This window comes from Allobosea sp. RCC_152_1, from assembly GCF_041360765.1.
Taxonomy (GTDB): Bacteria; Pseudomonadota; Alphaproteobacteria; order Rhizobiales; family Beijerinckiaceae; genus Allobosea; species Allobosea spartocytisi.
Genome location: NZ_JBFUPU010000002.1, coordinates 570,954 through 595,847 on the forward strand (window position 1 = coordinate 570,954; position 24,894 = coordinate 595,847).

The 24,894-nt window shown below is 67.7% G+C and carries 21 protein-coding genes; 11 read left to right on the plus strand and 10 right to left on the minus strand.

From position 1 onward, the window contains the following. Positions 1-32: 32 nt before the first annotated feature. Complete coding sequence (locus AB6806_RS09115) at positions 33-806, minus strand: DUF1499 domain-containing protein (RefSeq protein WP_142021580.1); 774 nt, start codon at positions 804-806, stop codon at positions 33-35. A gap of 167 nt (positions 807-973) precedes the next feature. Here AB6806_RS09115 and AB6806_RS09120 point away from each other — a divergent pair, with 167 nt between their 5' ends. Then, positions 974-3,496: a methyl-accepting chemotaxis protein gene (locus tag AB6806_RS09120; protein WP_370954487.1), complete on the plus strand. Its 2,523-nt coding sequence runs from the start codon at positions 974-976 to the stop codon at positions 3,494-3,496. Positions 3,497-3,584: 88 nt separating this feature from the next. On the opposite strand, the gene AB6806_RS09125 is transcribed toward AB6806_RS09120, so the two are convergent. Continuing rightward, positions 3,585-5,210: a long-chain-fatty-acid--CoA ligase gene (locus AB6806_RS09125; protein ID WP_142021923.1), complete on the minus strand. Its 1,626-nt coding sequence runs from the start codon at positions 5,208-5,210 to the stop codon at positions 3,585-3,587. Positions 5,211-5,414: 204 nt separating this feature from the next. On the opposite strand from AB6806_RS09125, the gene AB6806_RS09130 reads away from it, so the two are divergent. The 4 genes from AB6806_RS09130 to AB6806_RS09145 all read left to right on the plus strand — a co-directional run bounded on the left by AB6806_RS09130 (position 5,415) and on the right by AB6806_RS09145 (position 9,333). After that, positions 5,415-5,879 (plus strand): MarR family winged helix-turn-helix transcriptional regulator, encoded by a 465-nt coding sequence (locus AB6806_RS09130; protein WP_370954488.1) that lies wholly within the window; start codon positions 5,415-5,417, stop codon positions 5,877-5,879. A gap of 15 nt (positions 5,880-5,894) precedes the next feature. Beyond that, positions 5,895-7,379, plus strand: a complete 1,485-nt coding sequence (locus AB6806_RS09135) for an amidase (RefSeq protein WP_370954489.1) — start codon at positions 5,895-5,897, stop codon at positions 7,377-7,379. 149 nt (positions 7,380-7,528) lie between these two features. Further along, a complete protein-coding gene (locus tag AB6806_RS09140; RefSeq protein ID WP_370954490.1) occupies positions 7,529-8,908 on the plus strand; it encodes an aspartate aminotransferase family protein in 1,380 nt (459 codons plus the stop codon). Positions 8,909-9,123: 215 nt separating this feature from the next. Then, positions 9,124-9,333, plus strand: coding sequence for a hypothetical protein (locus tag AB6806_RS09145; RefSeq protein WP_038359543.1), 210 nt, complete (start codon positions 9,124-9,126; stop codon positions 9,331-9,333). A 148-nt stretch (positions 9,334-9,481) separates the two neighbouring features. On the opposite strand, the gene AB6806_RS09150 is transcribed toward AB6806_RS09145, so the two are convergent. Then, the gene (locus tag AB6806_RS09150) at positions 9,482-10,078 is read right to left on the minus strand and encodes a L,D-transpeptidase (protein WP_112765274.1); all 597 of its coding nucleotides are present in this window, start codon (positions 10,076-10,078) and stop codon (positions 9,482-9,484) included. A 230-nt stretch (positions 10,079-10,308) separates the two neighbouring features. On the opposite strand from AB6806_RS09150, the gene AB6806_RS09155 reads away from it, so the two are divergent. Further along, a complete protein-coding gene (locus tag AB6806_RS09155; protein WP_370954492.1) occupies positions 10,309-11,238 on the plus strand; it encodes a histone deacetylase family protein in 930 nt (309 codons plus the stop codon). Positions 11,239-11,391: 153 nt separating this feature from the next. Here the strand turns inward: AB6806_RS09155 and ribB are convergent, their stop codons facing one another. The 4 genes from ribB to AB6806_RS09175 all read right to left on the minus strand — a co-directional run bounded on the left by ribB (position 11,392) and on the right by AB6806_RS09175 (position 18,915). Next, the gene (gene ribB / locus AB6806_RS09160) at positions 11,392-12,672 is read right to left on the minus strand and encodes a 3,4-dihydroxy-2-butanone-4-phosphate synthase (protein WP_038359548.1); all 1,281 of its coding nucleotides are present in this window, start codon (positions 12,670-12,672) and stop codon (positions 11,392-11,394) included. Between the two features lie 202 nt (positions 12,673-12,874). Beyond that, positions 12,875-13,993 (minus strand): chorismate synthase, encoded by a 1,119-nt coding sequence (gene aroC, locus AB6806_RS09165; RefSeq protein ID WP_370954493.1) that lies wholly within the window; start codon positions 13,991-13,993, stop codon positions 12,875-12,877. Positions 13,994-14,063: 70 nt separating this feature from the next. Next, on the minus strand, positions 14,064-18,083 hold the full coding sequence (locus tag AB6806_RS09170; protein WP_370954494.1) for a Pls/PosA family non-ribosomal peptide synthetase: 4,020 nt from the start codon (positions 18,081-18,083) through the stop codon (positions 14,064-14,066). A 235-nt stretch (positions 18,084-18,318) separates the two neighbouring features. Beyond that, a complete protein-coding gene (locus tag AB6806_RS09175; protein ID WP_133564470.1) occupies positions 18,319-18,915 on the minus strand; it encodes a histidine phosphatase family protein in 597 nt (198 codons plus the stop codon). Between the two features lie 162 nt (positions 18,916-19,077). Here AB6806_RS09175 and folP point away from each other — a divergent pair, with 162 nt between their 5' ends. The 3 genes from folP to folK are packed head-to-tail and all read left to right on the plus strand — an operon-like array spanning position 19,078 to position 20,796. Further along, entirely contained in the window at positions 19,078-19,920 is an 843-nt protein-coding gene (gene folP / locus AB6806_RS09180) for a dihydropteroate synthase (RefSeq protein WP_142022167.1), read from the plus strand. Then, positions 19,917-20,291, plus strand: coding sequence for a dihydroneopterin aldolase (folB, locus tag AB6806_RS09185; protein WP_166653040.1), 375 nt, complete (start codon positions 19,917-19,919; stop codon positions 20,289-20,291). Before folP ends, folB begins: the two co-directional genes overlap by 4 nt. Further along, positions 20,281-20,796 (plus strand): 2-amino-4-hydroxy-6-hydroxymethyldihydropteridine diphosphokinase, encoded by a 516-nt coding sequence (gene folK / locus AB6806_RS09190; RefSeq protein WP_142021929.1) that lies wholly within the window; start codon positions 20,281-20,283, stop codon positions 20,794-20,796. Before folB ends, folK begins: the two co-directional genes overlap by 11 nt. Positions 20,797-20,815: 19 nt before the next feature. On the opposite strand, the gene fabI is transcribed toward folK, so the two are convergent. The 3 genes from fabI to AB6806_RS09205 form a co-directional block, all read right to left on the minus strand. Continuing rightward, a complete protein-coding gene (gene fabI, locus AB6806_RS09195; RefSeq protein WP_038359560.1) occupies positions 20,816-21,655 on the minus strand; it encodes an enoyl-ACP reductase FabI in 840 nt (279 codons plus the stop codon). 150 nt (positions 21,656-21,805) lie between these two features. After that, positions 21,806-22,708, minus strand: a complete 903-nt coding sequence (locus tag AB6806_RS09200; protein WP_038359563.1) for a DnaJ C-terminal domain-containing protein — start codon at positions 22,706-22,708, stop codon at positions 21,806-21,808. Positions 22,709-22,867: 159 nt separating this feature from the next. Further along, entirely contained in the window at positions 22,868-23,323 is a 456-nt protein-coding gene (locus tag AB6806_RS09205) for an RT0821/Lpp0805 family surface protein (protein WP_112764455.1), read from the minus strand. Between the two features lie 123 nt (positions 23,324-23,446). Between AB6806_RS09205 and pdxH the strand changes: the two genes are divergently transcribed. Together pdxH and AB6806_RS09215 are read left to right on the plus strand one after the other, a co-directional pair. Continuing rightward, the gene (gene pdxH / locus AB6806_RS09210) at positions 23,447-24,061 is read left to right on the plus strand and encodes a pyridoxamine 5'-phosphate oxidase (protein ID WP_142021930.1); all 615 of its coding nucleotides are present in this window, start codon (positions 23,447-23,449) and stop codon (positions 24,059-24,061) included. 53 nt (positions 24,062-24,114) lie between these two features. Further along, entirely contained in the window at positions 24,115-24,891 is a 777-nt protein-coding gene (locus tag AB6806_RS09215; RefSeq protein ID WP_370954495.1) for an SDR family NAD(P)-dependent oxidoreductase, read from the plus strand. The last annotated feature ends 3 nt before the right edge of the window (positions 24,892-24,894 follow it).

The following is a 24,894-nucleotide window of genomic DNA, read 5'->3' on the forward strand; positions in this document are numbered from 1 at the left end:
ACGAGGAAGCGATCCCGCCGGAGTCGCTTGCCCTATCGTTCCATCAGCAGCTCGACCTGGGCGGCAAAGGCGGCGATCTGCTTGGCATTGGCACCGAGATCATGGCTGCCGATGCGTGAGGCCGAGCGGACATCGATGCGGCTGCCGTCCACGCGCGGCTTTATGCGAATAGTGATGTCTTCCGAAAAGTGCAGGATGCGCCCGCGCGCCACGGCCTCGATGCGCCCTGCCCCGCTGCGGCCGCCGGGACGGGAGCTTTCCACGATCTGCCAGCCCAGCGCGGCGACGGCCTTGCGCGCCAGGCCGAAGGCCGCGTCCGCCGGTTCCTCGAGGACGATCGGCGCGATCTTCGGATAGGCCTGCCTTTGCAGGCGGCGCTTTTCGGGCGCGACATCGGGCGGGACGCGCCCCTCGCGTGCCGTCAACGCCGCCATCGAGCGGCTGAAGGCCGGCGGATCGTCGATATCGGTCGAGATATCGGCCAGCGCCGGCCGCGTCGCCAGCATGAAGCCGACATAGCCGGCGGGTGCCAGCAGGATCAGGCAGAGCAGGAGCGCACCGGCCGCCATGCCGACGCCGCGATGCCCCTTCTGCCAGATGCGGGCGAAGGCGACGAGCGCCAGGCCCAGCGCCACCAGGACGAGCAGATAGGCTCCGGCGACCGGCGCAAGCCCTTCGATGCTGGGCTCGCGCAGCCGCACGAGCAGAAGCGACAGCAGCAGCACCGCGCAGGAGAACCACGCCAGCCGCCGGCTCCAGATGGCGGCCCGCGAAACCGGTTCCTCGAAGACGAGACGGCGATGCATCGCCTTTAGGTGATCCCGGACAGCAAGGAAGGCAAGCGGCCCGTGCTCTAAGCGCAATCTTAATCAAGTTGACGATAACTGGGCACGAAGAGGCGTGCCCCCCGCCATCAGCCTCCTCGGCCTGCGTCACCGCCTTTCCCGCCGTACGTCGCCTCCAGAGCCTCGCTGTGAAATTCTTCCCCGCCTCGATCCAGAACTATCTCGTGGCCACGATGGCCTGCCTCTGCGTGCCCGGCATCGGTGCGCTGAGCTATATGGCGGAGAAGTCCGTCATGGAGGTTCGGACCAATATGCGCCTCGCCGATCTCGTGGAGGCCGACAGGGCCCTGCTGCTGACCGGCAATGCCATCCGCACCAATCGCGGACAGGCTCAGACGAGCATTCAGGCCACGGACGATCCCGCCCCCGTCATCCGCGAGATCGAGAAGACCAACAAGGCGAGGATCGCCGAGGCGATAGCGCGGCTGAAGGCGACGGACTTGCCGGACCGCGCCGCCCTGATCGAGGACGTCTCGGCGCAGGAGAAGCGCAACGAGGGGCGCAGCCAGGATCTCTACGCCGAAGCCGCAAAGCCCAAGGCACAGCGTAGCCTCGCCGCAACGATGTCCTGGTATAACGGCGTCGGCGCGATCGAGGGCGCGCTCGTCACGGCTTCGGCCGCGACCTCGAACGCGGCTCGCCTGGCCGATCCGGTCCTCGCCGATCTGCAGGGCTTCAAATCCGCCGGCTGGAGCGTGCGCTCCAACTACGGCACGCAGTGCTCGCTGCTGCGCCCGGTCTTCGGCTCCGGCAAGGCGCTCGACGGAAGCCAGCTTCGCAAGCTCGGCGAGCTGCGTGGCTCCTCCGACGCGAGCCTCGCCCAGCTCAGGCAGCTGAGCGCCCGTCCGGGCGTCGGCGAGGAGCTCGTCCGCAAGGTCGGCGTGGCCGCCACCCAGGTCGAGGCGGCCAATCGCGGCATGGACCAGCTGATCGGCAAGCTCGGCCAGGGCTCGGGCCCCGTCATTGCCGCCGAGGACTGGACGAAGCAGTGCAACGCGCCGTTCGACGCGATCGTCTCCGCCGTCACCCAGTCGCTCGACGACATGGCGGATGTGACGCAAGCCAAGCTCGCTGCGGCCTGGACGCGTCTCGGCATCGTCGGCTTCCTGCTCGCCGCCTTGCTGGCGATCTGCGTGATGAGCTGGCGCGGCGTCCAGCGCCGGATCGTTCGCCCGCTCGTCTCGCTGAAGTCCGCGCTCGACACCATGCAGCAGGGAGACTTCTCGCAGGCGATTCCAGCTCCGCCTTCCCCCGACGAGATCGGCGCGCTCAGCGGCGCGCTCGAAATCTATCGCGAGAACGCTCTGGCGCTCGAGAACAACCGCCGCGATCGCGAGCTGACCATGCTCGCCGATGCCGAGCAGGCGGCCCATGTCCAGAAGCTGCTCGGCGAGGTCGCCAGCATCGTCGCCGCCGCCCGCGACGGCGACTTCTCAGGCCAGGCTCGGACCGGCGGCATGGAAGGCCCACTCAAGGAACTCGTCGAGGGGTTGAACGAGATCAACAGCGTGGTCGACGGAGCGACGACGGAGTTCGCCGGGGTTCTGCAGGCGGTGGCGGGCGGCGACCTGACGCGGCAGGTCGAGGGCGGCTATCGCGGCCGCTTCGCCGATCTCCAGGGCGCGATCAACGAGACGGTCGAGCGCCTCTCGGCCACGGTCGCGACGATCCAGACGACCTCGGCCGATGTCGGGCTCGCCGCCCGCGAGATCAATATGGGCGCCGACGATCTCTCCAAGCGCACCGAGGAGCAGGCCTCCTCGCTGGAAGAGACCGCCGCGACGACCGAGGAGCTCGCCGCGTCCGTCAAGGCCTCGGCCCAGGCCTCGAAGGATGCCGCCCGCATCGCCGACGAGGCCATGCAGGCGGCCCAGTCGGGCGGCGCCATCGCCGGCCAGGCGGTCGAGGCCATGGCCCGCATCGAGAGCGCCTCGCAGAAGATCTCCGACATCATCCGCGTCATCGACGACATCGCCTTCCAGACCAATCTGCTGGCGCTCAACGCCGCGGTCGAGGCGGCGCGCGCCGGCGAGGCCGGCAAGGGTTTTGCCGTCGTCGCCTCCGAGGTGCGCACCCTGGCGCAGCGCTCGGGCGAGGCGGCCAAGGACATCTCCGGGCTGATCTCCTCCTCCAATGACGAGGTCGGCGCCGGGGTGAAGCTGGTGCGCCAGGCCGGCGACCAGCTGGCGCGCATCCTCGAAGCCTCGCGCAAGGTCGCCGCCACCATCGCCGACATCTCGGCGGCGTCGGGCGAGCAGGCCAATGGCATCGACGAGATGAGCCAGGCGGTGGCGCATCTCGATGAGATGACGCAGGCGAATGCGGCGCTGGCCGAGCAGAGCGCGGCCTCGGCCGGCTCGCTGTCGGGCCGCATCGGCCAGCTCAACGACCTCGTCGCGACCTTCCGCACCGGCCGCGAGGCGGCCGGGCAATCCGGCTATCCGCAAGCCCATGCGGCGGCGCCCGCCCGCCCGGCGAAGGCCCCGCCTGCCGTCCCGGCCAGGCCGGCCCCGGCTGCCGCCACCACCGCGCCCGAGCCGGCGCGGCTGCGCCAGCTCGCCGAGGCCGCCTTCGTCCAGTCCCGGACCGCCCCAGCCCCCCGCAAGGTCGCCAATGGCCGCGCCATCGACACCGGATGGGAAGAGTTCTGAGGACCTCAGACGCGGCCTAGCCGCATTACATCCACGATAACGACACGGCGCCCGAAAGGGCGCCGTTTTGCGTTGCGGCCTCTCCCTGTCACCCCGGCAGCCGGTAATCCTTGAACATCTCGCGCAGCACCGTCTTCTGGATCTTGCCGGTTGCGGTATGCGGAATGGCCTCGACCAGCACGACATCGTCCGGCAGCCACCATTTCGCGATCTTGCCGGTCATGAAAGCGAGCATCTCGTCCTTGCTCGGCGTGCGGCCCGCCTTCGGCACGATCACCAGCAGCGGCCGCTCGTCCCATTTCGGATGGGCGACGCCGATCACCGCCGCCTCCGCCACGTCGGGATGGCCGACGGCGAGGTTTTCCAGATCGATCGAGGAGATCCACTCGCCGCCGGATTTGATCACGTCCTTCGAGCGGTCGGTGATCTGCATGTAGCCGGCAGGATCGACGGTGGCGACATCGCCGGTGTCGAAAAAGCCGAGATCGTCGAGGATCTCCTCATCGCGCTTGAAATAGGCGCCGGCCACGGCTGGGCCACGCACCTTCAGCCGGCCGAAGGTCTTGCCGTCCCAGGGCAGGTCCCGCCCGGCATCGTCGGTGAGGCGGAACTCCACCGTGAAGGGCGGATGGCCCTGCTTGACCTTGAGATCGTAGAGCTTCTCGCCCTCGAGCTCCTGATAGACCGGTTTGACCGAGCAGAAGGAGCCGAGCGGGCTCATCTCGGTCATGCCCCAGGCATGGGCGACGGTGACGCCGTATTTGCGCTCGAAGGCTTCCGTCATCGCGCGCGGGCAGGCCGAACCGCCGATGACGACGCGCTTCAGCGTTGAAAGCTTGCCGTTCGTCGCCTCCAGATGCTGCAAAAGCCCGAGCCAGACCGTCGGCACCGCCGCGGTCATGGTCACGCCCTCATCCTCCAGCAATTGGTGCAGCGAGGGACCGTCGAGCTTGGCGCCCGGCATCACCAGCTTCGCCCCGGTCATCGGCGCCGAATAGGCCAGCGACCAGCTATTGGCATGGAAGAGCGGCACCACCGGCATCACCGTGTCGCGCGACGACAGCCCCATATAATCCGGCGCGGCGCAGGCCAGCGCGTGCAGTACGTTCGAGCGGTGCGAATAGAGCACGCCCTTCGGCCCGCCTGTCGTGCCCGAGGTGTAGCAGAGCCCGGCCGCCGTGTTCTCGTCGAAATCCGCCCAGGCGAAATCATCGTCGGCCTCGGCCAGCCACTCCTCATAGGGGACCGCACCCCTGAGCGTGCATGGCTGCATGTGAGCCGCATCGGTGAGGATGATGAAGCGCGCAATGCTGGGCAGCTTCTCCTGAATCGCCTCGATCATCGGCACGAAGGTCAGGTCGAGGAACATCAGCCGGTCCTCGGCATGGTTCACGATCCAGGCGATCTGCTCCGGGAACAGCCGCGGATTGACCGTATGGGTGATCGCGCCGATGCCGCTGATGCCGTACCAGAGCTCGAGATGGCGGTCGCTGTTCCAGGCCAGCGTCGCCACGCGGTCGCCGATCCCGATGCCTTCGCGCTGCAGGCGCTTGGCCACTCGCAGCGCGCGGCTCCTGATCTCGGCATAGGGACGGCGCCGGAGCGTTCCGTCCTCGATCGCGCGGGTGACGACCTCGCGCGTGCCGTGCTGGATGGCGGCGTGGTCGATGATGCGATGGAGCAGAAGGGGCCAGTTCTGCATCAGGCCGAGCATGGTCGTTTCTCCCGGGCGTCATCTGTTTTGCCGGCAGGATAGCGACGGCTTCCGCGGAAAGTGAAGTGAGCCCTTCGGACGCCCGGTCCGGTGCAGCACCCAGGAGCGTGACCTCCACTTTGCGTAAGGTAAGACGCATGGCGATCTCGCCTGACCGGTCGAGATGGTTTAGGTCTGATCCGTCATTCGTCGGGGTATGCTTTTTTGTCAGCGACCAAGCCCGTGCCGCAAGCCTCGTCCGAGGCCGACCGCGTCTGGTTCCGCGTCATGCGGCTGCATCAGCGCATGCTGACGCAGATCACGGCGCGCATCCGCACCATCGGCCTTTCGATTCCGCAATTCGACCTGCTCTCGACGCTGACCGAACAGGAAGGCATCAGCCAGAGCGAGCTGGCCGAACGGCTCTACGTCACCAAGGGCAACGTCTCCGGATTGGTCGACCGGCTGGTGCAGGCCGGACTGGTCGAGCGCCGCGCCATCGCCGGCGATCGGCGCTCCTACGCCATGCACCTGACGCCGGAAGGCCGCCGCCTCGCCGAGAGGGGGATCGCCATCCAGCGCGATTTCGTCGCGAGAACGCTGGGCAAGCTCGCGCCGCAAGAACTCTCCGAGCTCGACCGCCTCATCGTGCTCTGGCGCGATCTCGCCCGCGCCGCGGATGCTTCCTGACGATACGCCCCGAGGATGCCGCGTGAGGTTGCTGCCGTGCCTGCCACCATCGACCTGACCGCATCCGCGACCGCGTTGCGCAAGGCGCTTCTGGCCCGGCGCTTCAGCGCCGCCGATTTGCTGGAGGCGTGCCTCGCCCGCATCGACGCGCTGAACCCGCGCCTCAATGCCGTGGTGGCTGAGGATCGCGAGGCGGCCCGCGCCATGGCCAAGGCTTCCGATGCCCGCATCGCCGCCGGCTCCGCGCGCCCGCTCGAGGGCTTGCCGATCACGATCAAGGACGCCTTCGACGTCGCCGGTCTGCCCTCCTCCGGCGGTCTGCCGGCCTATCGCGAGCGCGTCCCGACCGAGGATGCCGCGGCAGTCGCAAGGCTGCGCGCCGCCGGCGCCGTCATCATGGCCAAGACCAATGTCCCGGTCTTCTCCGGCGATTTCCAGAGCTACAATCCCGCCCATGGCGTGACGAACAACCCCTGGGACGAGGCCCGCTCTCCCGGCGGCTCCTCCGGCGGCGCGGCGGTCGCGGTCGCGACCGGCATGAGCGCCTTCGAGCTCGGCTCCGACCTCGGCAGTTCGATCCGCTGGCCGGCCCATGCTTGCGGCGTCTTCGGCCTGAAGACGAGCTGGGGGCTGGTCTCGACCTGGGGTGCGATCCCGCCACCGCCCGAACGGCGCACGGCACGCAATGTCGATCTGATGGTCGCAGGGCCGATCACGCGCGCGGCCGAGGACCTCGACCTCATCCTGCCGGTGATCGCCGGTCCGCGTAACGTCGCGCTTGCCTGCCCGCCCCTGCCGGAGCCGCGAGCCCGAAGCGCCAAGGGCCTGCGTGTCGCGCTCTGGGCCGAGGATTCCTTCGCGCCGGTCGACCGGGAGGTTTCCGAGGCCGTGCGCGAGGCCGCTCGCCGATTGGCAGAAGCCGGCGCCGTCATCGACGAGACGGCCCGGCCCTCGGTCAGCCTTGCCGACGCCTTCGAGGTCTACGCGCTGCTGAACCACGCGGTCGTCGCCTATGGCCTGCCGCCGAAGGTGCGCGCCCGCATCCAGGCGCAGGCCTCGCGCTTCAGCCCGGGCGACCTCTCGCATCAGGCGCTGCAGGCGCGCGGCGCCCGGATGACGCCCGGCCTCTACCACCAGCTCGCCCAGCGCCGTCTGGCCCAGAAGCGGCAATGGGCCCGCTTCTTCACGCGCTACGATGTCGTGCTCTGCCCGCCTGCCCCCGTCGCCGCGATCCCGCATGATCACGGCCCGGACATCCATGCCCGCCGCCTGATCGTGAACGGAGAGCCGCGCCCCTATCTCGATTTTCTGCTCTGGGCCGCACCCGCCACCGGCGCCGACCTGCCGGCGCTCTGCGCGCCGGTCATGCAATCGCGTGAGGGCCTGCCCCTCGGCGTCCAGATCATCGCGCCCTTCGGGGAAGACCGCACCGCGATCGCCGTCGGCGCCATGCTGGAAGAGGCCGGAAGTCGCTTCACCCCGCCGCCGCTCGCGCGCTGAGGCGCCGTTCACGCGCCGCGCCGCAGGCCTTTACGCCGCCGGGCGCATTGCAGCAGAGTCTGCGGTCCCCTGCGCCGAAATCGCTCAACATTTGCGGACATTCAGGCGTATGGTGGCAAGTATTCTCAACAGGGACCGGGAGCCCCATCATGTTGTCGAACGTCGCCGTCAGGGACATCGAGACCCTCGTCCATCCCTACACCAATCTCGCAACGCACCGCGAGAACGGCCCGCTGGTGCTGGAAAGCGGCAAGGGCATCTACGTCTACGATTCGACCGGCAAGGAATATATCGAGGGCATGGCGGGGCTTTGGTGCACCTCGCTCGGCTACTCCAACCAGGAGCTGATCGAGACCGCCTACGAGCAGATGAAGAAGCTGCCCTTCACGCACATCTTCGGCGGCCGCAGCCATGACCCGGCGATCGAGCTGGCCGAGAAGCTGAAGGAGATCGCCCCGGTTCCGATCTCCAAGGTGTTCTACGGCGCCTCCGGCTCGGATGCGAACGACACCCAGGTCAAGATCGTCTGGTATCTCAACAACGCGCTCGGCCGCCCGCAGAAGAAGAAGATCATCTCGCGGCTGAAGGGCTATCACGGCGTCACCGTCGCCTCGGCGTCGCTGACCGGCCTGCCGAACAACCATATCGATTTCGACCTGCCGCTGCCCGGCATCCTGCACACCTCCTGCCCGCACCATTATCGCTTCGCCGAGCCCGGCGAGAGCGAGCAGGACTTCTCCTCGCGCCTCGCCGCCGAGCTCGAGGAGATGATCCTGCGCGAAGGGCCGGACACGGTCGCCGCCTTCATCGCCGAGCCGGTGATGGGCGCCGGCGGCGCGATCATCCCGCCGGAGGGCTATTTCGAGAAGGTCAACGCCATCCTCGCCAAATACGACATCCTCTTCATCTCGGACGAGGTCATCACCGGCTTCGGCCGCACCGGCAAGATGTTCGGCACCGAGACCTACGGCATGGCGGCCGACTCGATCTCGCTCGCCAAGCAGATCACCTCGGCCTATTTCCCGCTCAGCGCCGTGATGATGAACGACAAGATCTATGACGTTCTCGTCGATCAGAGCCGCAAGATCGGCACCTTCGGCCACGGCAACACCTATGCCGGTCACCCGGTCGGCTGCGCCGTCGCGGTGAAGACGCTGGAAATCTACCAGCGCGAAAAGATCGTCGACCACGTCGCCAAGGTCGCTCCGACCTTCCTGCGCCGCCTCGACAAGCTCGCCGAGCACCCCCTCGTCGGCGAGGCGCGCGGCGTCGGCCTGATCGGCGGCGCCGAGCTGGTCAAGGACAAGCAGACCAAGGCCTCCTTCGAGGTCAAGAAGGGCGTCGGCGCCAAGGCTGTCTCCTTCGCGCTGCAGGAAGGCCTGATCACCCGCGCCATGGGTGACCGCCTCGCCTTCTGCCCGCCGCTTGTCATCTCCGAGGCGGAGATCAACGAGATGTTCGACCGCTGCGAGCGTGCCCTCGACAAGACCCTGGCCTGGGCCAAGGGCGAAGGGCTGCTGGCGGCCTGACGACTCGAGCACCGCGACAAACAGCAAAGGGCCGGGCGCCAGGCGCCCGGCCCTTTCCGATTCGTTCAGCAATATGGCCGAATGTGATGAGCCGGCACAAATTGCCTTGAATGGATCACGATCGCGCCCCGCCGCCGTCCCGATCCCGCATCAGGCTCCCTTGTGTCGGCAGGCGAAAGCCTTTCGACATCGGACAATCAGTGAAGTCAGGAGCCATGATTCACCTCGACGCGCGTTCCCAGACCCAATCTCGCAAGGGCTTTCACGACGCCTCCGCCCGTGAGACCTATGCATCGCGTTTCCGCCCGATCGCGATTCAGGCCGTTGCGGCCGGAACCCGGCAGAGCTCACCTGCGTTGAGGAAGTTGGATGATGAGCGCAGGGCAGAGTTGCCCGGCGTCCTTCGCCACGGTTTCGACGACTGAGACCTCCTGTTTCGAGACTCTCTTTTGACCCAATAAACTGACCGGCGCGGAGCCTCTCCCGCCGGTCTTTTTCTGTTCGGCAGGAGCTGAAAACAAAAATGGCGGGCGCCACAGGCACCCGCCATCGAAAATGCGATCGCGCGGAGCGTCAGATCACGACCACCTTGGCGCCGACCGGAACACGGTTGAACAAATCGATCACGTCGATATTGCGCATCCGGATGCAGCCGGAGGAGGCGGAACGGCCGATCGTCTCCGGCTCGTTGGTGCCGTGGATGCGATAGAGCGTGTCGTGGCCGTTCTGGTAGAGGTAGAGCGCGCGGGCGCCGAGCGGATTTTCCGGCCCGCCATTCATACCGCCCGCCACCGGCTTCAGATGCGGCCAGCGCTTGACCATTTCGGCCGGCGGCGTCCAGCGCGGCCACTCGGCCTTGCGCTGCACCACGGCCTCTCCGGTCCAGCCATAAGCCTCGTCGCCGGTGGCGACGCCGTAGCGGATCGCCTTCTTGTTCGGCAGCACGAGATAGAGGAACTTTTCCTTGGTATCGATGTAGATCGTGCCGGGCGGCTGGCCGGTCGGATCGCTGATCTCGTAGGGGAGATAGGGGAGATAGGTGTCGAACTTCGGAACCAGCGCGATATATTCGGCATCGCGGGCGGAGAGCTCCGGAGCGGCGACGCTCTTGTACTGGCAGGCACCCAGAAGGGCCGACAGCGCCAAGGCAACGAAAACGGTCTTCTTCATAGTCCCCACCCGAGCGACCCGCAGGCAGCCTTTATGATGAATCAAACGTTAACGCTTCGTATCGCCGATGCTTGGCCTGCAAGGCGCAGGGAGCGATGGTCGCGCGCAGAACTAGGCTCCAAACGGGCATGGCGCAATCTTGTTCCGGACATGGCGGCCGCAACAGCGATGAACGTGGCAAAGTGGTCACGGTTTTGCGCTTGAATGGCGCCGCCACCGGATAGAGACCTTTGACGACCCTCCTCATCACCCACCCCGCCAGCCTGCTCCATGCCATGCCCCCGGGCCACCCCGAACGGCCCGACCGGCTGCGGGCGATCGAGCGCGCCCTCGAAGCCGAGCGATTCGCGCCGCTGATTCGCCTCGAGGCGCCACTCGGCACGATCGATCAAGTGGCGCTCTGCCACCCGCCGGCCTATGTGCAGGCGATCCTCGACGCCTCCCCGCAGGAGGGCTTCGTCCAGCTCGACGCCGACACGACCATGTCGCCCGGCACGGTCGAGGCTGCCTTGCGCGGCGTCGGCGGCGCCGTCATGGCGGTAGACGAGGTGATGTCGGGCAAGGCGCGCAACGCCTTCAGCGCCATGCGCCCGCCCGGCCACCATGCCGAGCGCGAGCGCGCCATGGGCTTCTGCTTCTTCAACAGTGCGGCGATCGCGGCCCGGCACGCGCAGAAGGTCCATGGCGCCGAACGCGTCGCCATCGTCGACTGGGACGTTCATCACGGCAACGGCACGCAGGACATCTTCTGGGACGATGCCAGCGTGCTCTACGCCTCCTCGCACGAGATGCCGCTCTATCCCGGCACCGGTGCCCCATCCGAGCGCGGCAGCCACGGCACCATCGTCAATGCCGCGCTCGCGCCCGGCGACGGTTCGGATCAATTCCGCGAGGCCTTCGAGGTCGCGATCCTGCCGCGGATCGAGGCCTTCCGACCCGATATCGTCATCATCTCCGCCGGTTTCGACGCGCATTGGCGCGACCCGCTCGCCAACATCAACCTGCGCGAAGGTGATTTCGCCTGGGCGACGCAGAAGCTGATGGATTTCGCCGACAAGCACGCGAACGGCCGCCTCGTTTCCATCCTGGAAGGCGGCTACGACCTTGAGGGCCTGGCGACATCGACGGCCGCGCATGTCGGCGCGTTGATGGGAAGCTGACGAAGCTCCTCGCCCGGCGGCCTCCGGCCGTCATTCTCGGGCCGCGTGCGGCCCCGAGAATCTCTTTCCGGAAGTGTCTCCGGTACGGGGCCCATCTCGTCTGGAGATGCCCGGGTCAAGCCCGGGCATGACGGCCAAAATGGCTGCGCGCTTTCACTCCAGCGGCTGCGTATCCGCGATCTCGATACCGAAACCGCTCAGGCCCACGAAGGAGCGCGGCGAGGAGGCGAGGTTGACGATCGAGGCGACGCCGAGATCGCGCAGGATCTGCGCGCCGAGGCCCACCTCGCGCCATTGCTGGCTGCGCAGCGCGTCCGAGCCCTCCTCTTCGACGCTCTTGATCGGCACGCCGGCGGTGCCGTCGCGCAGATAGATCAGCACGCCCCGTCCGTCCTGCTGGAAGCGCCGCAATGCGCACTGGATCGAGCTCGCGCCCCCCAGCACATCGGCGACGACATCGGCGCGATGCAGCCGCGCCGGCACCTTCTCGCCATCGCCGAGCTTGCCCATCACGAAAGCGAAATGCTGCGTGTCGTCGAAAGGCGTGATGTAGACATGGCCGGTCATCTCGCCGAACGCGGTCTTGACCGGGAAGGAATGCACCCGCTCGACCAGCTTCTCGCGCAACTGCCGGTAGGCGATCAGATCGGCGACCGTGATCTGCTTGAGGCCGTGCTTCTGCGCGAAGGCGGCGATCTGCGCGCCCTTCATCACCGTGCCGTCGTCATTGGCGAGCTCGCAGATCACGCCGACCTGCGGCAGGTCGGCGAGCTTGCATAGGTCGACGGCGGCTTCGGTATGGCCCGAGCGCATCAGCACGCCGCCATCCTTGGCGATCAGCGGGAAGACATGGCCGGGCCGAACGAAATCGGCGGCGCCCATATTGCCGTTGGCGAGCGCACGCACCGTGTTGGTGCGCTGCTCGGCCGAGATGCCGGTGGTCAGCCCATGCTTGACATCGACCGTGATGGTGAAGGCGGTGCCGAGCGGCGCGTCGTTCGAGGAGACCATCGGATCGAGCCGCAAGCGCCGCGCCTCGCTCGCCGTCAGCGGCGCGCAGACGATGCCGCAGGTGTTGCGGATGATGAAGGCCATTTTCTCCGGCGTGCAGAGCGAGGCTGCGACGATGAGATCGCCCTCGTTCTCGCGATCGTCGTCATCGGTGACGATGACGATCTCGCCGCGGGCGAAGGCTTCGATGGTCTCGGTGACATTGTTGAACATGGCAGCCTCGCGCGGCCCGGACAGGCCGAGGAAATCATTGGGGGTAACGGAGCCGCCCGTGACGGCGGCGATACGCTCGGCGCTTTCCCGCGAGATCCAGGCAGCCGGATCGTTGCACAGCGCCGTCACGCTGGCCGGCGACAGGCCGACCTGCTTGGCAAAGGCGCTGCGCGCGATCTTGTTCTGCCGGAGCCAGGCGTCGAGCTTCATGCCGGCAAGCTAATACGCCGACGCTTCATCTGCAATGAATGAGTGCTGCATTTTCAGTATTGCTGAAATGCAAGTTCTCCGCCGCGTCATGCTCGGGCTTGCCCCGAGCATCTCATGACGAGGAAGGCTCTCGTACCAGAGCCCCCTTTCGGCCAGAGATTCTCGGGTCTACGCTTCGCTTCGCCCGAGAATGACGGCGATGTCATTCCTGAAACGGCCAGCGCGGCTCGACCACGCCGACCTGCGCGCGGTGGCGCAGATAGTGGTCCGCCAGCACGCAGGCGACCATCGCCTCGCCCACCGGCACGGCGCGGATGCCGACGCAGGGGTCGTGGCGCCCCTTGGTGAACATCTCGGCCTCGCCGCCGGTCCGCGTCACGGTCGCGCGCGTCGCCAGGATCGAGGAAGTCGGCTTCACGGCAAAACGCGCCACGATCGGCTGGCCGGTCGAGATGCCCCCGAGGATGCCGCCGGCATGGTTGGAGAGAAAGAGCGGGCGCCCGTCATTGCCGGCGCGCATCTCGTCGGCATTCTCCTCGCCGGAGAGTTCGGCGCCGCCGAAGCCTTCGCCGATCTCGACGCCCTTCACCGCGTTGATGCTCATCAGCGCGGCCGCGATCTCGGAATCGAGCTTGGCGTAGATCGGCGCGCCCAGCCCTGCCGGCACGCCTTCCGCCACGATCTCCAGCACGGCGCCGATCGAGGAGCCGGATTTGCGGATGCCGTCGAGATAGCTCTCGAAGAAGGCGGCGGCCTTTGCGTCCGGGCAGAAGAACGGGTTGCGGCCGACCTCCTCCCAATCCCAATTGGCGCGGTCGATCTTGTGCGGCCCCATCTGTACGAGGGCGCCGCGCACCACCATGCCCGGCACGACCTTGCGGGCGATGGCGCCGGCCGCGACGCGCATCGCCGTCTCGCGCGCCGAGGAGCGACCGCCGCCGCGATAGTCGCGGATGCCGTATTTGACGTCATAGGTGTAGTCGGCGTGACCGGGCCGGTACTTGTCCTTGATGTCGGAATAATCCTTCGAGCGCTGGTCGACATTGTCGATCATCAGCCCGATCGAGGTGCCCGTCGTCACCTGCGCGCCGTCGCTCTCACGCGCGAAGACGCCCGAGACAATGCGGACCTGGTCCGGCTCCTGGCGCTGCGTCGTGAAGCGCGACTGGCCGGGCCGGCGCCGGTCGAGATCACCCTGGATATCGGCTTCCGTCAGCGGAATCAGCGGCGGGCAGCCATCGACGACGCAGCCGATGGCAGGCCCATGGCTCTCGCCGAAGGTGGTGACACGGAAGAGATGGCCGAAGCTGTTATGCGACATGGGAGCCTGCGCGAAATCTGCGCAGGGTCTTAGTCCGTGCCGGGACCCATGGTCAAACGAAGCGAGCGGCTCAATGCCCCGCAGCCGCCTTCGCCGGCACCGCAGGCGCTCCCTCCCAGCGCGTATGCGCCGGCAGGTTCTCGCCCTTCATGATCACGGTGAGCAGGCCGATCTGGGCGTAGTCGCCAACATGGGTGTCGTAGAGCACGGTCGCGCCGGCGCCGACGCAGACGCCCTTGCCGAGCCTGACCCGGCCGACCTTCATCACCCGGTCCTCGTAGAGATGTGTCTGCAGCGCCGAATGAGCATTGACCGTGCAGAAGTCGCCGACCTTGATGCAGTCGAACTCGGTGATGTCGGTGGAGTCGAGCCAGACGCCCTTGCCGTATTTCGCGCCGAACAGCATCAGGAACCAGGGCAGGAACGGCGTGCCGCGCAGATAGTCGAACAGCACCTTGCCGCCGAGGCCCCAATACATCACCGCGACCGCCTCGGTGCGCATCGCCCACCAGGACCACATCGGCTTCATCACCGGCTTGTAGACGCCCATCATCAGCCATTTGACGCCTGCGCAGATCACTGCCTGCACCAGCGCGATGACGACGGCGACGCCCATGAAAGAGGTGACGAGGCCGAGCCAATCGCCCTCGTTGATCTTCTGCTGCAGTACCATGTCGACCGCGATGGTGCCGAAGGTGATGAACAGCATCGAGGGGAAGGAGGTGTGCAGCGCCTCGAAGACGCCGCGCCCGAACTGCTTGGCGAAGGAGGGCTTGTAGGTCCAGTCGGCCCCGAGATCGACCTTCTGGCGCGTCGGCAGCTTGATCGGCGGCGAACCGAACCAGGTATCGCCGGGCTGCATCCTGTCGTTCGCCGGCGGCTTCGACTTGATGCCGATCAGCACGCGGTCCGGAATGACGGCGCCCGGCGGCACGACGGCATCGTTGCCGACGAAAACCTGCTCGCCGGTGCGCGTCTCGTCGAGGCGCATATAGCCGCGCCGCATCTCCTCGTCGCCGAACACGACCTCGTCGGCGATGAAATTGCCGGCGCCGATGCCGGTCACGTCGTAGCGGCCGGAGAGGTTGGTCGAGATTTCCGCCCCGCTCCCGATCCGCGCGCCCATCAGCCGGTACCAGGCCCGCATATAGATGGTGGCGAAGAGCGACGACAGCGTCTCCAAGGTCACCTCGGTGGCCAGCGCCACCGTCCATTTGCGGGCGTAGAAGCCGGAATGGATCGAATAGGAGCCGCTCGTCACCCGCGGCAGGATCGCCCAGCGCAGCGCCGCGATCATCAGCACGGTGAAGGCGATGAGGCCGATCGCGGTCGGCCAGGTCAGGATCGGCAGGAACCAGAGATAGCTGATGTCGGTCCAGCCCGCGATCCAGTAGTCGATCTTGTCGAACAGCCAGAAGGCCGGGAAGATCGGCAGCAGGCTGACCGGCGGCAGCACGATCAGCATGAAAATGTAGAAGGCCGTCATCAGCGCCCGCCGCCCCCGCGAGGCCTGCGCCTGCGGCGGCAATGCGGCGACATCGACCATGCCGGTCTTGCGGCCGGGCGAACCGTCCCAGATCTCGGCCGCGCCGACATGGGTGCCGGGCGCGATGGCGGTGAGATCGGCGATCTCGGCATGGTCGCCGATCACCGCGCCATGGCCGAACACGACGGAGGCGCCGGCCGAGACGTCCTTGCCGATGGTGATGCGGCCGATCACCAGCTTGTCGCCGATCGCCTCGCCATTGGCGAAGGTGGTCTTGGTGCCGAAGGTCGAGCCCTCGCCGATCTCGATCAGGTCGATGGCGCCGGCCTCGTAATCGGAGAGGATGACGTCGCGCCCGACCTTGGCGCCGAGCAGGCGCCAGTAGAAGCGCATCACCGGCGAGCCCTGCAGCCATTTGATATGGACAAGCCCGGCGACGCGCGCCGCGAACCACCAGCGGAAATAATAGACACCCCATAGCGGATAGACGCCGGGCTTGGTGCGCCCGAGCACGATCCATTTCAGCGCGATGGCGATGAGCCCGGTCACGACGATGATCGCGACATAGATGCCGAGCAGCGCGCCGATCTGACCGAGCAGCGACAGATCCTCGCCCGACACGATCATGTAGGTGACGAAGACGCCGAGCCATTGCGCGGTGGAGAGCCCGATGATGACCGGCAGCACCGCCGCCTGCGCCAGCCCGCAGAGGAAGCGGCGCAGGAAGGGCGGCGGCGTGAAGGAGAGGTCTTCGCTCACCGCCGCGCCGCGCTCGTCGAGGAGCCCGGCCATCGCACGCAGCGTGCGGGCACCGTAGACATCCTGCAGCGTGATGCCGGCATAGGCCGGCGTCTCGCGCACGATCGAGATGAAGCGGGCGGCGAGCAGCGAATGCCCGCCGAGATCGACGAAGAAATCCGCCTCCAGCGGCAGGCTCGCTGCGCCGAGCACGCGCTTGGCCGCGTCCAGCAGCGCGGCTTCAGTGGCGTTGCGCGGCGGCTCCTGCTCGCCATCGGCGCTGGGCGCCGTGAGCGGCGCCGCCTTCAGCATCTTGCGGTCGACCTTGCCGGAAACCATGCGCGGCAGCGAGCCGACGGCCTCGAAATGCGCCGGCACCATATAGGGCGGCAGCTTCTCGCGCAGCGCGGCCCTGAGCGCCGGCCCATCGACCGCGATGCCCGGCTCCGGCACGACGAAGGCGACCAGCCGCTCGATGCCGTCATCCGTGCGCAGCACGACAGCCGCCTGCGCCACGCCGGGCTCGTCGGCGAGCTTGGATTCGATCTCGCCGAGTTCGACGCGGAAACCGCGGATCTTGATCTGATCGTCGATGCGGCCGTGGAAGACGATGTTGCCGTCGGCATCGAGGCTGACCGCGTCGCCCGAGCGATAGAGGATCGGATCGTCGGAGCCGGCGACTCCGGAGAACGGATTCGCGATGAACTTCTCGGCGGTGAGCTCCGGACGGCCGTGATAGCCCTTGGCCACGCCGGGGCCGCCGATCAGCAATTCGCCCTGCTCACCCGGCTGGACGAGGTGCAGGCCCTCGCTGACGACATAGGCCGTGTAGTTCGGGATCGGCCGGCCGATGGTGACCGTCTCGCCCGGCACGACCTCGGCGGCGGTGGCGACGACCGTGGCCTCAGTGGGGCCGTAGGTGTTGAGGATGCGCCGGCCTGGCCGCGACCATTTCTGCACGATCGCCGGCGGCAGCGCCTCGCCGCCGAGCAGGATGAGGCGCAGCGACGGCACGTCGGAGGGCAGGATGCCGAGCAGCGTCGGCACCGTGTCGATGACGGTGACGCCGGCCTGCTCCAGCAGCCCCGGCAGCTTCTCGGCATCGCCCATCATCTCCGGCGAGGCCACGAACAGCGTCGCGCCGACGAGATAGGGCGTCCAGATCTCCTCCATCGACAGGTCGAAGGCGACGGAGGCGCCCTGGAAGACCACATCGTCGGGGCCGATGCCGTAGAACGCGTTCCCCGAGCGCAGAAAATGGCAGATGTTGCGGTGACTGATGACGATCGCCTTCGGCGTGCCCGTCGAGCCCGAGGTGTAGATCAGATAGGCGGGGTGGTCCTTGGTCAGCCCGGCGGCGCGTGCCGGCGGCTCGACCCCGTCGGCGCCCGCGGCAAGCGCATCGGGCGTCCAGATCGTGCGGCCGGTGTCCTCGGCGCGGACGGCCCAGCCGCCGCAGGTGACGATGCCCTTGGCCTGCGCGTCGTTCAGGCAGGTCGCGATGCGTTCGACCGGCGCCTCGGCGTCGAACGGCACCCAGGCCGCGCCCGCGCGCGTGATCGCGATCTGCGCGATCAGCAGGTCGATGCCGCGCGGCATCCACAGGCCGACCATGTCGCCCGGCCCGACCCCTGCGAGGTGGAGCCCGCGCGCCTGCCGGCCGGCAGCCGCCCAGACCTCGGCATAGCTCAGCCGGCGAGCACCATCGACCAGGGCGGGATGCTCGGCGCGCGACGCGACCGTCGCCGCGAAGATCTCGGCGAGCACTTCATCGCGCAGCAGCTCCGGACGCTTCTCGCCGGCCAGCATCGCGAGTGGATTCGCCGCGGCATCCGTCGCCACCGACAGCTTGCTCAAATCGTTCATGGCGCCCCGCTGCGCTCAAAGCCCGGATGGAGGGCGGGAAGCGCGGCTCCCGCATCCTTCATTCGCACCTTGCCACGCACCTTTAAACAAACCCGGAATCGACGCTCTGATGACCGCGCTATCCGGTCGAGCCCCCCGGCCGGGCAAGCCGCCGCTCCGCGCGCCCTGCTAGCACATTCCTCGTGCCAGATCATCCGTGAACCGGTGATGAATGCCGGCGCGGTAAAGCCGGGGCTCAGAGCCACTCGGCCTTGCTGCCCTCGACGACGAGCAGCTTGCCCTGCCAGATCTCGACCATGGACGCCTTCAGCGGCGAGACCGCGCCGACGAGAGCCAGCACCGCACGCGCCACCCCGCCATGGCTGACGATCACCGTCTCGCGCTGCAACTCCTCCAACACAGGCCGCACCCGCTCCGCCAGCATCCGGTAGCTCTCCCCGCCCGGCGGCACGAAGCTCCATTTGTCGCGCTCGCGCAGATGCGCCTGCTCGCGCTCGGCCTTGCGGATATCGCGCCAGGTGAAACCTTCCCACGCCCCGAAGGTGAGTTCCTTCAATCGCGGATCGACGCGGTATTCTCCCGCCGGCAGGCCGAGATCGCGACGCAGGATGTCCATCGTCTCCCGTGCCCGCTCCATCGGCGAGCAGATATAGTCGAGCGTCGCGAAGCCCGGCTCCAGCGCCTTGAGCCGCCCGGCCGCCTCCGCCGCCTGCTCGCGCCCGAGCGCGTTGAGCGGGATGTCCTGCCCGCCCTGCAGCCGCCCCTCGCGATTCCAGTCGGTCTCGCCATGGCGGACGAGAATGAGCCGGTGCGGAAGCGAGAGCGGGATCATGCCCGGCTTCTGCACGCCTCGCCGGGGGAGGTCAAAAGCCTAATGCGCCCATCGGCCATGCGCAGGGCCGATCGCGACGATCCGTCGCTTTGGGTGGCCGATCGGCAACAGGCTGTGTATAGGCGGCAGGTGAGCCTCATGGCTCCGAATTCGCGGACCGCCATGCCTCCTGCCCTCACTCTCCCCGATGGCCGCCGCCTCGCGCTCGACGCGGGGCCCTTGCTGATGGGCATCGTCAACGTCACGCCGGATTCCTTCTCGGATGGCGGCTTGCTCGGCAGCGCCGAGGCGGGGGTGGCGCACGGTCTGCGGCTGGCCGAGGAAGGCGCGGCGATCGTCGATATCGGCGGCGAATCGACCAGGCCCGGCCACGAAACCGTCGATGCCGCGACGGAGCTTGCCCGCGTGCTCCCCGTCATCGCCGGGCTGAAGGCCCGCAGCGCCGTGCCGCTCTCGATCGACAGCTACAAGGCGGAGGTCGCCGAGGCCGCGCTCGCCGCCGGCGCCTCCATCGTCAACGATGTCTGGGGCTGCCGGCGCGATCCGCGCATCGCCGAGGTCGCGGCACGGGCCGGAGCCCCGATGGTGCTGATGCACAACCGCGACACGGTCGATGGTTCCCTCGATATCTTCGACGAGGTGATCGGCTTCCTCGAAGGCTCCATCGCCATCGCCACCGCCGCCGGCGTGCCGCGCAGCCAGATCGTCGTCGATCCCGGCATCGGCTTCGGCAAGACGCCGCGCCAGAACCTCGACCTGATCCGCGAGCTCGACCGGCTCAACGTGCTCGGCTGCCCGATTCTGCTCGGCGCCTCGCGCAAATCGACGCTGGGCCTCGTCACCGGCCGCAAGGTCCCGGCCGAGCGTCTGGCCGCCACGCTCTCCGCCCATCTCTACGGCGCCAGCCGCGGCGCCGCCATCCTGCGCGTCCATGACGTCGCGCCGCATGTCGACGCGCTCAAGGTCTGGGCCGCCATCGCGGACGAAACGAAGGTGATCCCGTGAGCGAGACCGGCCGCATCCTGATCGAGCAGCTCGATATCTACGCCTATCACGGCTTCTTCTCGGAAGAGGAGCGGCTCGGCCAGCGCTTCGTCCTCGACCTCGTGCTCGATGTCGACCTGCGCGCCGCCGCGCTGAGCGACCGCCTTGCCGATACGGTCGATTACGGCCGCGCCGTCGCCATCGTCAGCGAGGCCTTCACGGCCCGGCGCTATCATCTGCTGGAGGGCGCCGCGCGCGCCGTCGCGCTCGCCCTGTTCGAGGCCTTCGCCCCCGTCGCGGGCGTCGAGGTCACCCTGCGCAAGCCCGCCCCACCCATCCCGGCGACGCTGGGCGCGGTCGGCGTCAAGCTGAGCTTCCGGCGTGGCGACTGAAGCCGCACTCGCCTTTGGCGGCAATCTCGGCGATCCCGTCGCGGCCTTCGCCGCGGCGCTGATCGCCTTGCGCCGGCATCCGGCCGTCAGGCTCGGGCAGCTCTCTGCCGTCTATCGCACCCCGCCCTGGGGCAAGACCGACCAGCCGGAATTCCTCAACATGGCGGCGCGGATCGAGACGACGCTGACCGCCGACGACCTGCTCGCGCTGTGCCTCGAGCTGGAACGCGCTGGCGGCCGCGAGCGCCGCGAGCGCTGGGGGCCCCGCACGCTCGACATCGACATCCTGACCTATGGCGAGACGGCAATCGACCGGCCCGGCCTCCAGATCCCCCATCCGCGCATCGCCGAGCGCGCCTTCGTGCTGGCGCCGCTGGCGCAGATCCTGCCGGCCAAGCTGATCGGCGCGCGAACGGTCGCGGCTTTGCTGGAGGCGATCGCAGACGAAACGATCCGCCGCGACGATGCCGCGACGGATCGGTTGAAGAGATTGCTGGCGCAATAGAGGCCGGCGGCCTTCCGGTTCACTCGCCCTTGTCGAGCGAGATGTCCGGCGCGGTCGGCACCTTCATGCCGACGACATGATAGCCGGCGTCGACATGCATGATCTCACCGGTGATGCCGCGCGACATGTCCGAGACGAGGAACACCGCGGTCTCGCCGACCTCCTCGATGGTCACCGTGCGGCGCAGCGGGGAGTTGTATTCGTTCCAGCGCAGGATGTAGCGGAAATCGCCGATGCCCGAGGCGGCCAGCGTCTTGATCGGCCCGGCCGAGATCGCGTTGACGCGGATCTTCGAGGGGCCGAGATCGGCGGCGAGATACTGCACGCTCGATTCCAGCGCCGCCTTCGCGATGCCCATGACGTTGTAATGCGGCATCCACTTCTCGGCGCCGTAATAGGTCAGCGTCAGCAGCGAGCCGCCATCCGGCATCAGCTTCTCGGCGCGCTGGGTGATCGCCGTGAAGGAATAGCAGGAGATCAGCAGCGACTTGGAGAAATTCGCCTCGGTGGTCTCGACATAGCGGCCGGTGAGCTCGTCCTTGTCCGAGAAGGCGATGCAGTGGACGACGAAGTCGAGCTTGCCCCAGAGCTTCTCGACCTCGGCGAAGACCGCGTCGATCGTGGCGCCGTCGGTGACGTCGCAATGGCCGACGACATGGCCGCCGAGCTCCTTGGCGAGCGGCTCGACCCGCTTCTTCAGCGCATCGCCCTGATAGGTGAAGGCGAGTTCCGCGCCCGCATCCGCCGCTGCCTTGGCGATGCCCCAGGCGATGGACCGGTTGTTCGCGACGCCCATCACGAGGCCGCGCTTGCCCTTGAGGAGATTGGCGGTCGGCGAAACGGCGTTGGAATCAGGCATGGGGGACCCGCAGATGAACGAGGAGCAGGTCTCTTAGAACAGTCGCGGGGAAGTGGAAACCGCTTTTGAACGCTGTCCCCACGCCTGGATTGCAGCCCCGCGAGGCCGAACCGGGCCTCGCCCAGGCCCGTTTCTTCGGCTGGCGGCTCGTTACTCGGCGCGCGCCTTCATCAATGCGGAGAGCTCCGCATCGCTCGCCGGCATCTCGATGTCGATGGCGACGAAGAGGTCGCCGGCGGCACCTTTCTCGCCCTTCAGGCCCTTGCCGCGCAGCCGGAACTGCTTGGTCGTGCCGGTCATCGGCGGAATGGTCATTTCCACGGCGCCGGTCAGGGTCGGCACATGCAGCGGCCCGCCCAGAACCGCCTTGGCCAGCGGCACGGCGACGCGCGTGCGCAGATCCTGGCCGTCGATGGTGAAGCGCGGATCGGGCTTGACCTTGATGGTCATCAGTACGTCGCCGGTCTCGCCGGAATAGGGATCGGTCTGGCCGAGCCCGCGCAGGCGCATGACCTTGCCGTCGCTCACCCCTTCGGGAATGGTGATCTCGACCTCGCGCCCGCCCGGCAGCTTGACACGCCGCGTGGCGCCGCTGACCGCCTGAGCCAGCGTCACCTCGAGCGTGAAGCTTTGCTCCGGCGGCTTCTGCGGCTCGGCCTTGCCGCGCGCGCGCCGGCCGGCCTCGCCGAAGAGCGAGGAGAAGATGTCGGAGGCATCGAATCCGGCGTCGCCACCACGGCCGAAAGGCGCGCCCTGGCCGAAATTGAACTCGAAGCCGCCGGCCCGGCCGCCGCGGCCGGCGCCCATCCCCTCGAAGCCCTGGAATTTCGGCTTGCCCTCGCCGTCGATCTCGCCGCGGTCGAACTGCTTGCGCTTGGTCTCGTCGCCCAGCACCTCATAGGCCGTGTTCAGCTCGGCGAACCTGTCCTGCGCCTTCGGATCGTCCCGGTTCGCGTCAGGGTGCAGCTCCTTGGCGCGGCGACGGAAAGCCTTCTTGATCTCCGCATCGCTCGCGCCGCGGGCGACGCCCAGAACCTGATACGGATCGCGCATCCAAAAACCTCGTTTCCACGCAAGACTAGGACGGCCCCGTCTGCCGGCAAGCCGTCCGCTACGCCTTATCTGGGGATGGTGTGGCCCGTACGCAACATCGTGCGGGATACGCTTCCGCTCCCGCCTTACCGGCCGAGGCGAATGGCCCGGGCGGATGCTCTAGCCCAGCCCCTTCCAGGGCTCCATGTCCTTGACCGCCCAGTCTCCGCCCGAGGGGCGGCAGGCGGTGCCTTGCAGCTTGAGCGGCCGGGTCTGCGTCTGGACGCTGGCGATGAAGGCCCGGCAGATTTCGTCGGCGCGCAGGAACGGGCCGCCGACGGGCACGAAGGAGCCCTTGATGCCGGTTTGCGGATTGTCCCAGGAGACGGCGGCGCCATTGCCCTGCGGGTCGAGCGCGACCGACATGGCGCCATCCGCCCGGCGCAGATCCTCGGGGCCGAGCTCGCTGGCGAGGGTGCCCAGCCCGGCGGCCTTGTCCGGCCCCCGGCTCGGCAGGATGGCGGAGGTCGTCGCGACCTCGTCCTCGCTCTTGCTCGACAGGCCCAGGATCGGGAAGGACACCGAGCAGCCGGCGGCCAGCAGCCCCAACGCGACGGCGGCGACGCATGAGCGCATGGGCGCCACGCAGCGAGGAAGGCTTTGGAACGCCTCCGCCCCTGCCCTATATAAATCAGCCGCCCGAAACCGGATCACTTTGCGCTCGCCCAACGCCCACTTCCAATTGCTGAGGATTAGACTGTGCAACCGTTAACGAGCGGTGACTTCACCGAGGAAAACGAGCCTTTCGCGCTGTTTCAGAGCTGGTTGGACGAGGCGGTGAAGTCCGAGCCCAATGATCCGACCGGCATGGCGCTCTCCACCGTGGACGGCGATGGAATGCCCAACAGCCGCATGGTTCTGCTCAAGGGGCATGGGCCGGACGGCTTCGTGTTCTACACCAATACCGAGAGCCAGAAGGGCGAGGAACTGCTCGGCCAGCCCAAGGCCGCGGCTCTATTCCATTGGAAGAGCCTGCGCCGGCAGATCCGCATCCGCGGCACGGTCGCGCTCGTCACCGATGCCGAATCGGACGCCTATTTCCGGTCTCGCCCGCGCGACAGCCGAATCGGAGCCTGGGCCTCGCAGCAGTCGCGCCCGCTGGAGAGCCGCTTCGCACTGGAGAAGGCCGTCGCGAGCTATGCGCTCAAATTCGGCGTCGGCGAGATTCCGCGCCCGCCTTATTGGCGTGGCTTTCGCATCACCCCGGTCTATATCGAGTTCTGGCGCGACGGGGCCTTCCGCTTGCACGACCGCATCATCTTCCGCCGGGGCTCGCCATCCGAGCCCTGGACCAAGACGCGCTTCTACCCTTGATGCCGCGCTTCTACCCCTGAAGACACGCCTCTGCACTTGAGGACTCAAGACCCATGGCGATGCCGAAATTCGACTTTCCCAAGACTGAAGCCGGCAAGCGCCCGGTCATGCTGCTGACCGGCGCGAGCCGGGGCATCGGCCATGCCACCGTGATGCAGTTCGCCATGGCGGGCTGGCGCATCCTGTCCTGCTCGCGCCAGGCCTTTTCCGAGAAATGCCCCTGGCCGTCGGGGGCCGACGACCACATCCAGATCGATCTCGGCGATCCCGAGGACACGATGCGCGGCATCGCCGAGATCAAGAAGCGTCTCGCCGCCGAGGGCGGCAAGCTCAACGCGCTCGTCAACAATGCCGGCATCTCGCCGAAGGGGGCGAAGGGCGAGCGGCTGGGCGCCGCCACCACCTCCTTCAACGACTGGCACCAGGTCTTCCAGGTCAATTTCTTCGCGCCGATCATGCTGGCGCGCGGGCTCCTCGACGAACTGACCGCCGCGAAGGGGGCGATCGTGAACGTCACCTCGATCGCCGGATCGCGCGTCCACCCCTTCGCCGGCGCGGCCTACGCCACCTCCAAGGCCGCGCTCGCCAGCCTGACCCGCGAGATGGCCGCCGATTTCGGGCCGTTCGGCATCCGGGTGAACTCGATCTCGCCGGGCGAGATCGACACCGCCATCCTCTCGCCGGGCACGGAAAAGATCGTCGCGACCTTGCCGATGAAACGGCTCGGCAAGACAGAGGAGGTTGCCAAGGCGATCTACTTCCTCTGCACGGATGCATCGAGCTACGTCACCGGCTCGGAGTTGCACATCAATGGCGGGCAGCACGTTTGAGCC

What these genes read in the sequence shown, in the direction of transcription:
- AB6806_RS09170 (WP_370954494.1), bottom strand. Translation starts at nt 18,083, where the DNA reads ATGAACGATTTGAGCAAGCTGTCGGTGGCGACGGATGCCGCGGCGAAT.
- fabI (WP_038359560.1), bottom strand. Translation starts at nt 21,655, where the DNA reads ATGCCTGATTCCAACGCCGTTTCGCCGACCGCCAATCTCCTCAAGGGC.
- AB6806_RS09140 (WP_370954490.1), top strand. Translation starts at nt 7,529, where the DNA reads ATGTTGTCGAACGTCGCCGTCAGGGACATCGAGACCCTCGTCCATCCC.
- AB6806_RS09125 (WP_142021923.1), bottom strand. Translation starts at nt 5,210, where the DNA reads ATGCTCGGCCTGATGCAGAACTGGCCCCTTCTGCTCCATCGCATCATC.
- AB6806_RS09150 (WP_112765274.1), bottom strand. Translation starts at nt 10,078, where the DNA reads ATGAAGAAGACCGTTTTCGTTGCCTTGGCGCTGTCGGCCCTTCTGGGT.
- AB6806_RS09175 (WP_133564470.1), bottom strand. Translation starts at nt 18,915, where the DNA reads ATGATCCCGCTCTCGCTTCCGCACCGGCTCATTCTCGTCCGCCATGGC.
- aroC (WP_370954493.1), bottom strand. Translation starts at nt 13,993, where the DNA reads ATGTCGCATAACAGCTTCGGCCATCTCTTCCGTGTCACCACCTTCGGC.
- AB6806_RS09145 (WP_038359543.1), top strand. Translation starts at nt 9,124, where the DNA reads ATGATTCACCTCGACGCGCGTTCCCAGACCCAATCTCGCAAGGGCTTT.
- ribB (WP_038359548.1), bottom strand. Translation starts at nt 12,672, where the DNA reads ATGAAGCTCGACGCCTGGCTCCGGCAGAACAAGATCGCGCGCAGCGCC.
- folP (WP_142022167.1), top strand. Translation starts at nt 19,078, where the DNA reads ATGCCTCCTGCCCTCACTCTCCCCGATGGCCGCCGCCTCGCGCTCGAC.
- AB6806_RS09200 (WP_038359563.1), bottom strand. Translation starts at nt 22,708, where the DNA reads ATGCGCGATCCGTATCAGGTTCTGGGCGTCGCCCGCGGCGCGAGCGAT.
- AB6806_RS09115 (WP_142021580.1), bottom strand. Translation starts at nt 806, where the DNA reads ATGCATCGCCGTCTCGTCTTCGAGGAACCGGTTTCGCGGGCCGCCATC.
- AB6806_RS09205 (WP_112764455.1), bottom strand. Translation starts at nt 23,323, where the DNA reads ATGCGCTCATGCGTCGCCGCCGTCGCGTTGGGGCTGCTGGCCGCCGGC.
- AB6806_RS09215 (WP_370954495.1), top strand. Translation starts at nt 24,115, where the DNA reads ATGGCGATGCCGAAATTCGACTTTCCCAAGACTGAAGCCGGCAAGCGC.
- AB6806_RS09135 (WP_370954489.1), top strand. Translation starts at nt 5,895, where the DNA reads ATGCCGCGTGAGGTTGCTGCCGTGCCTGCCACCATCGACCTGACCGCA.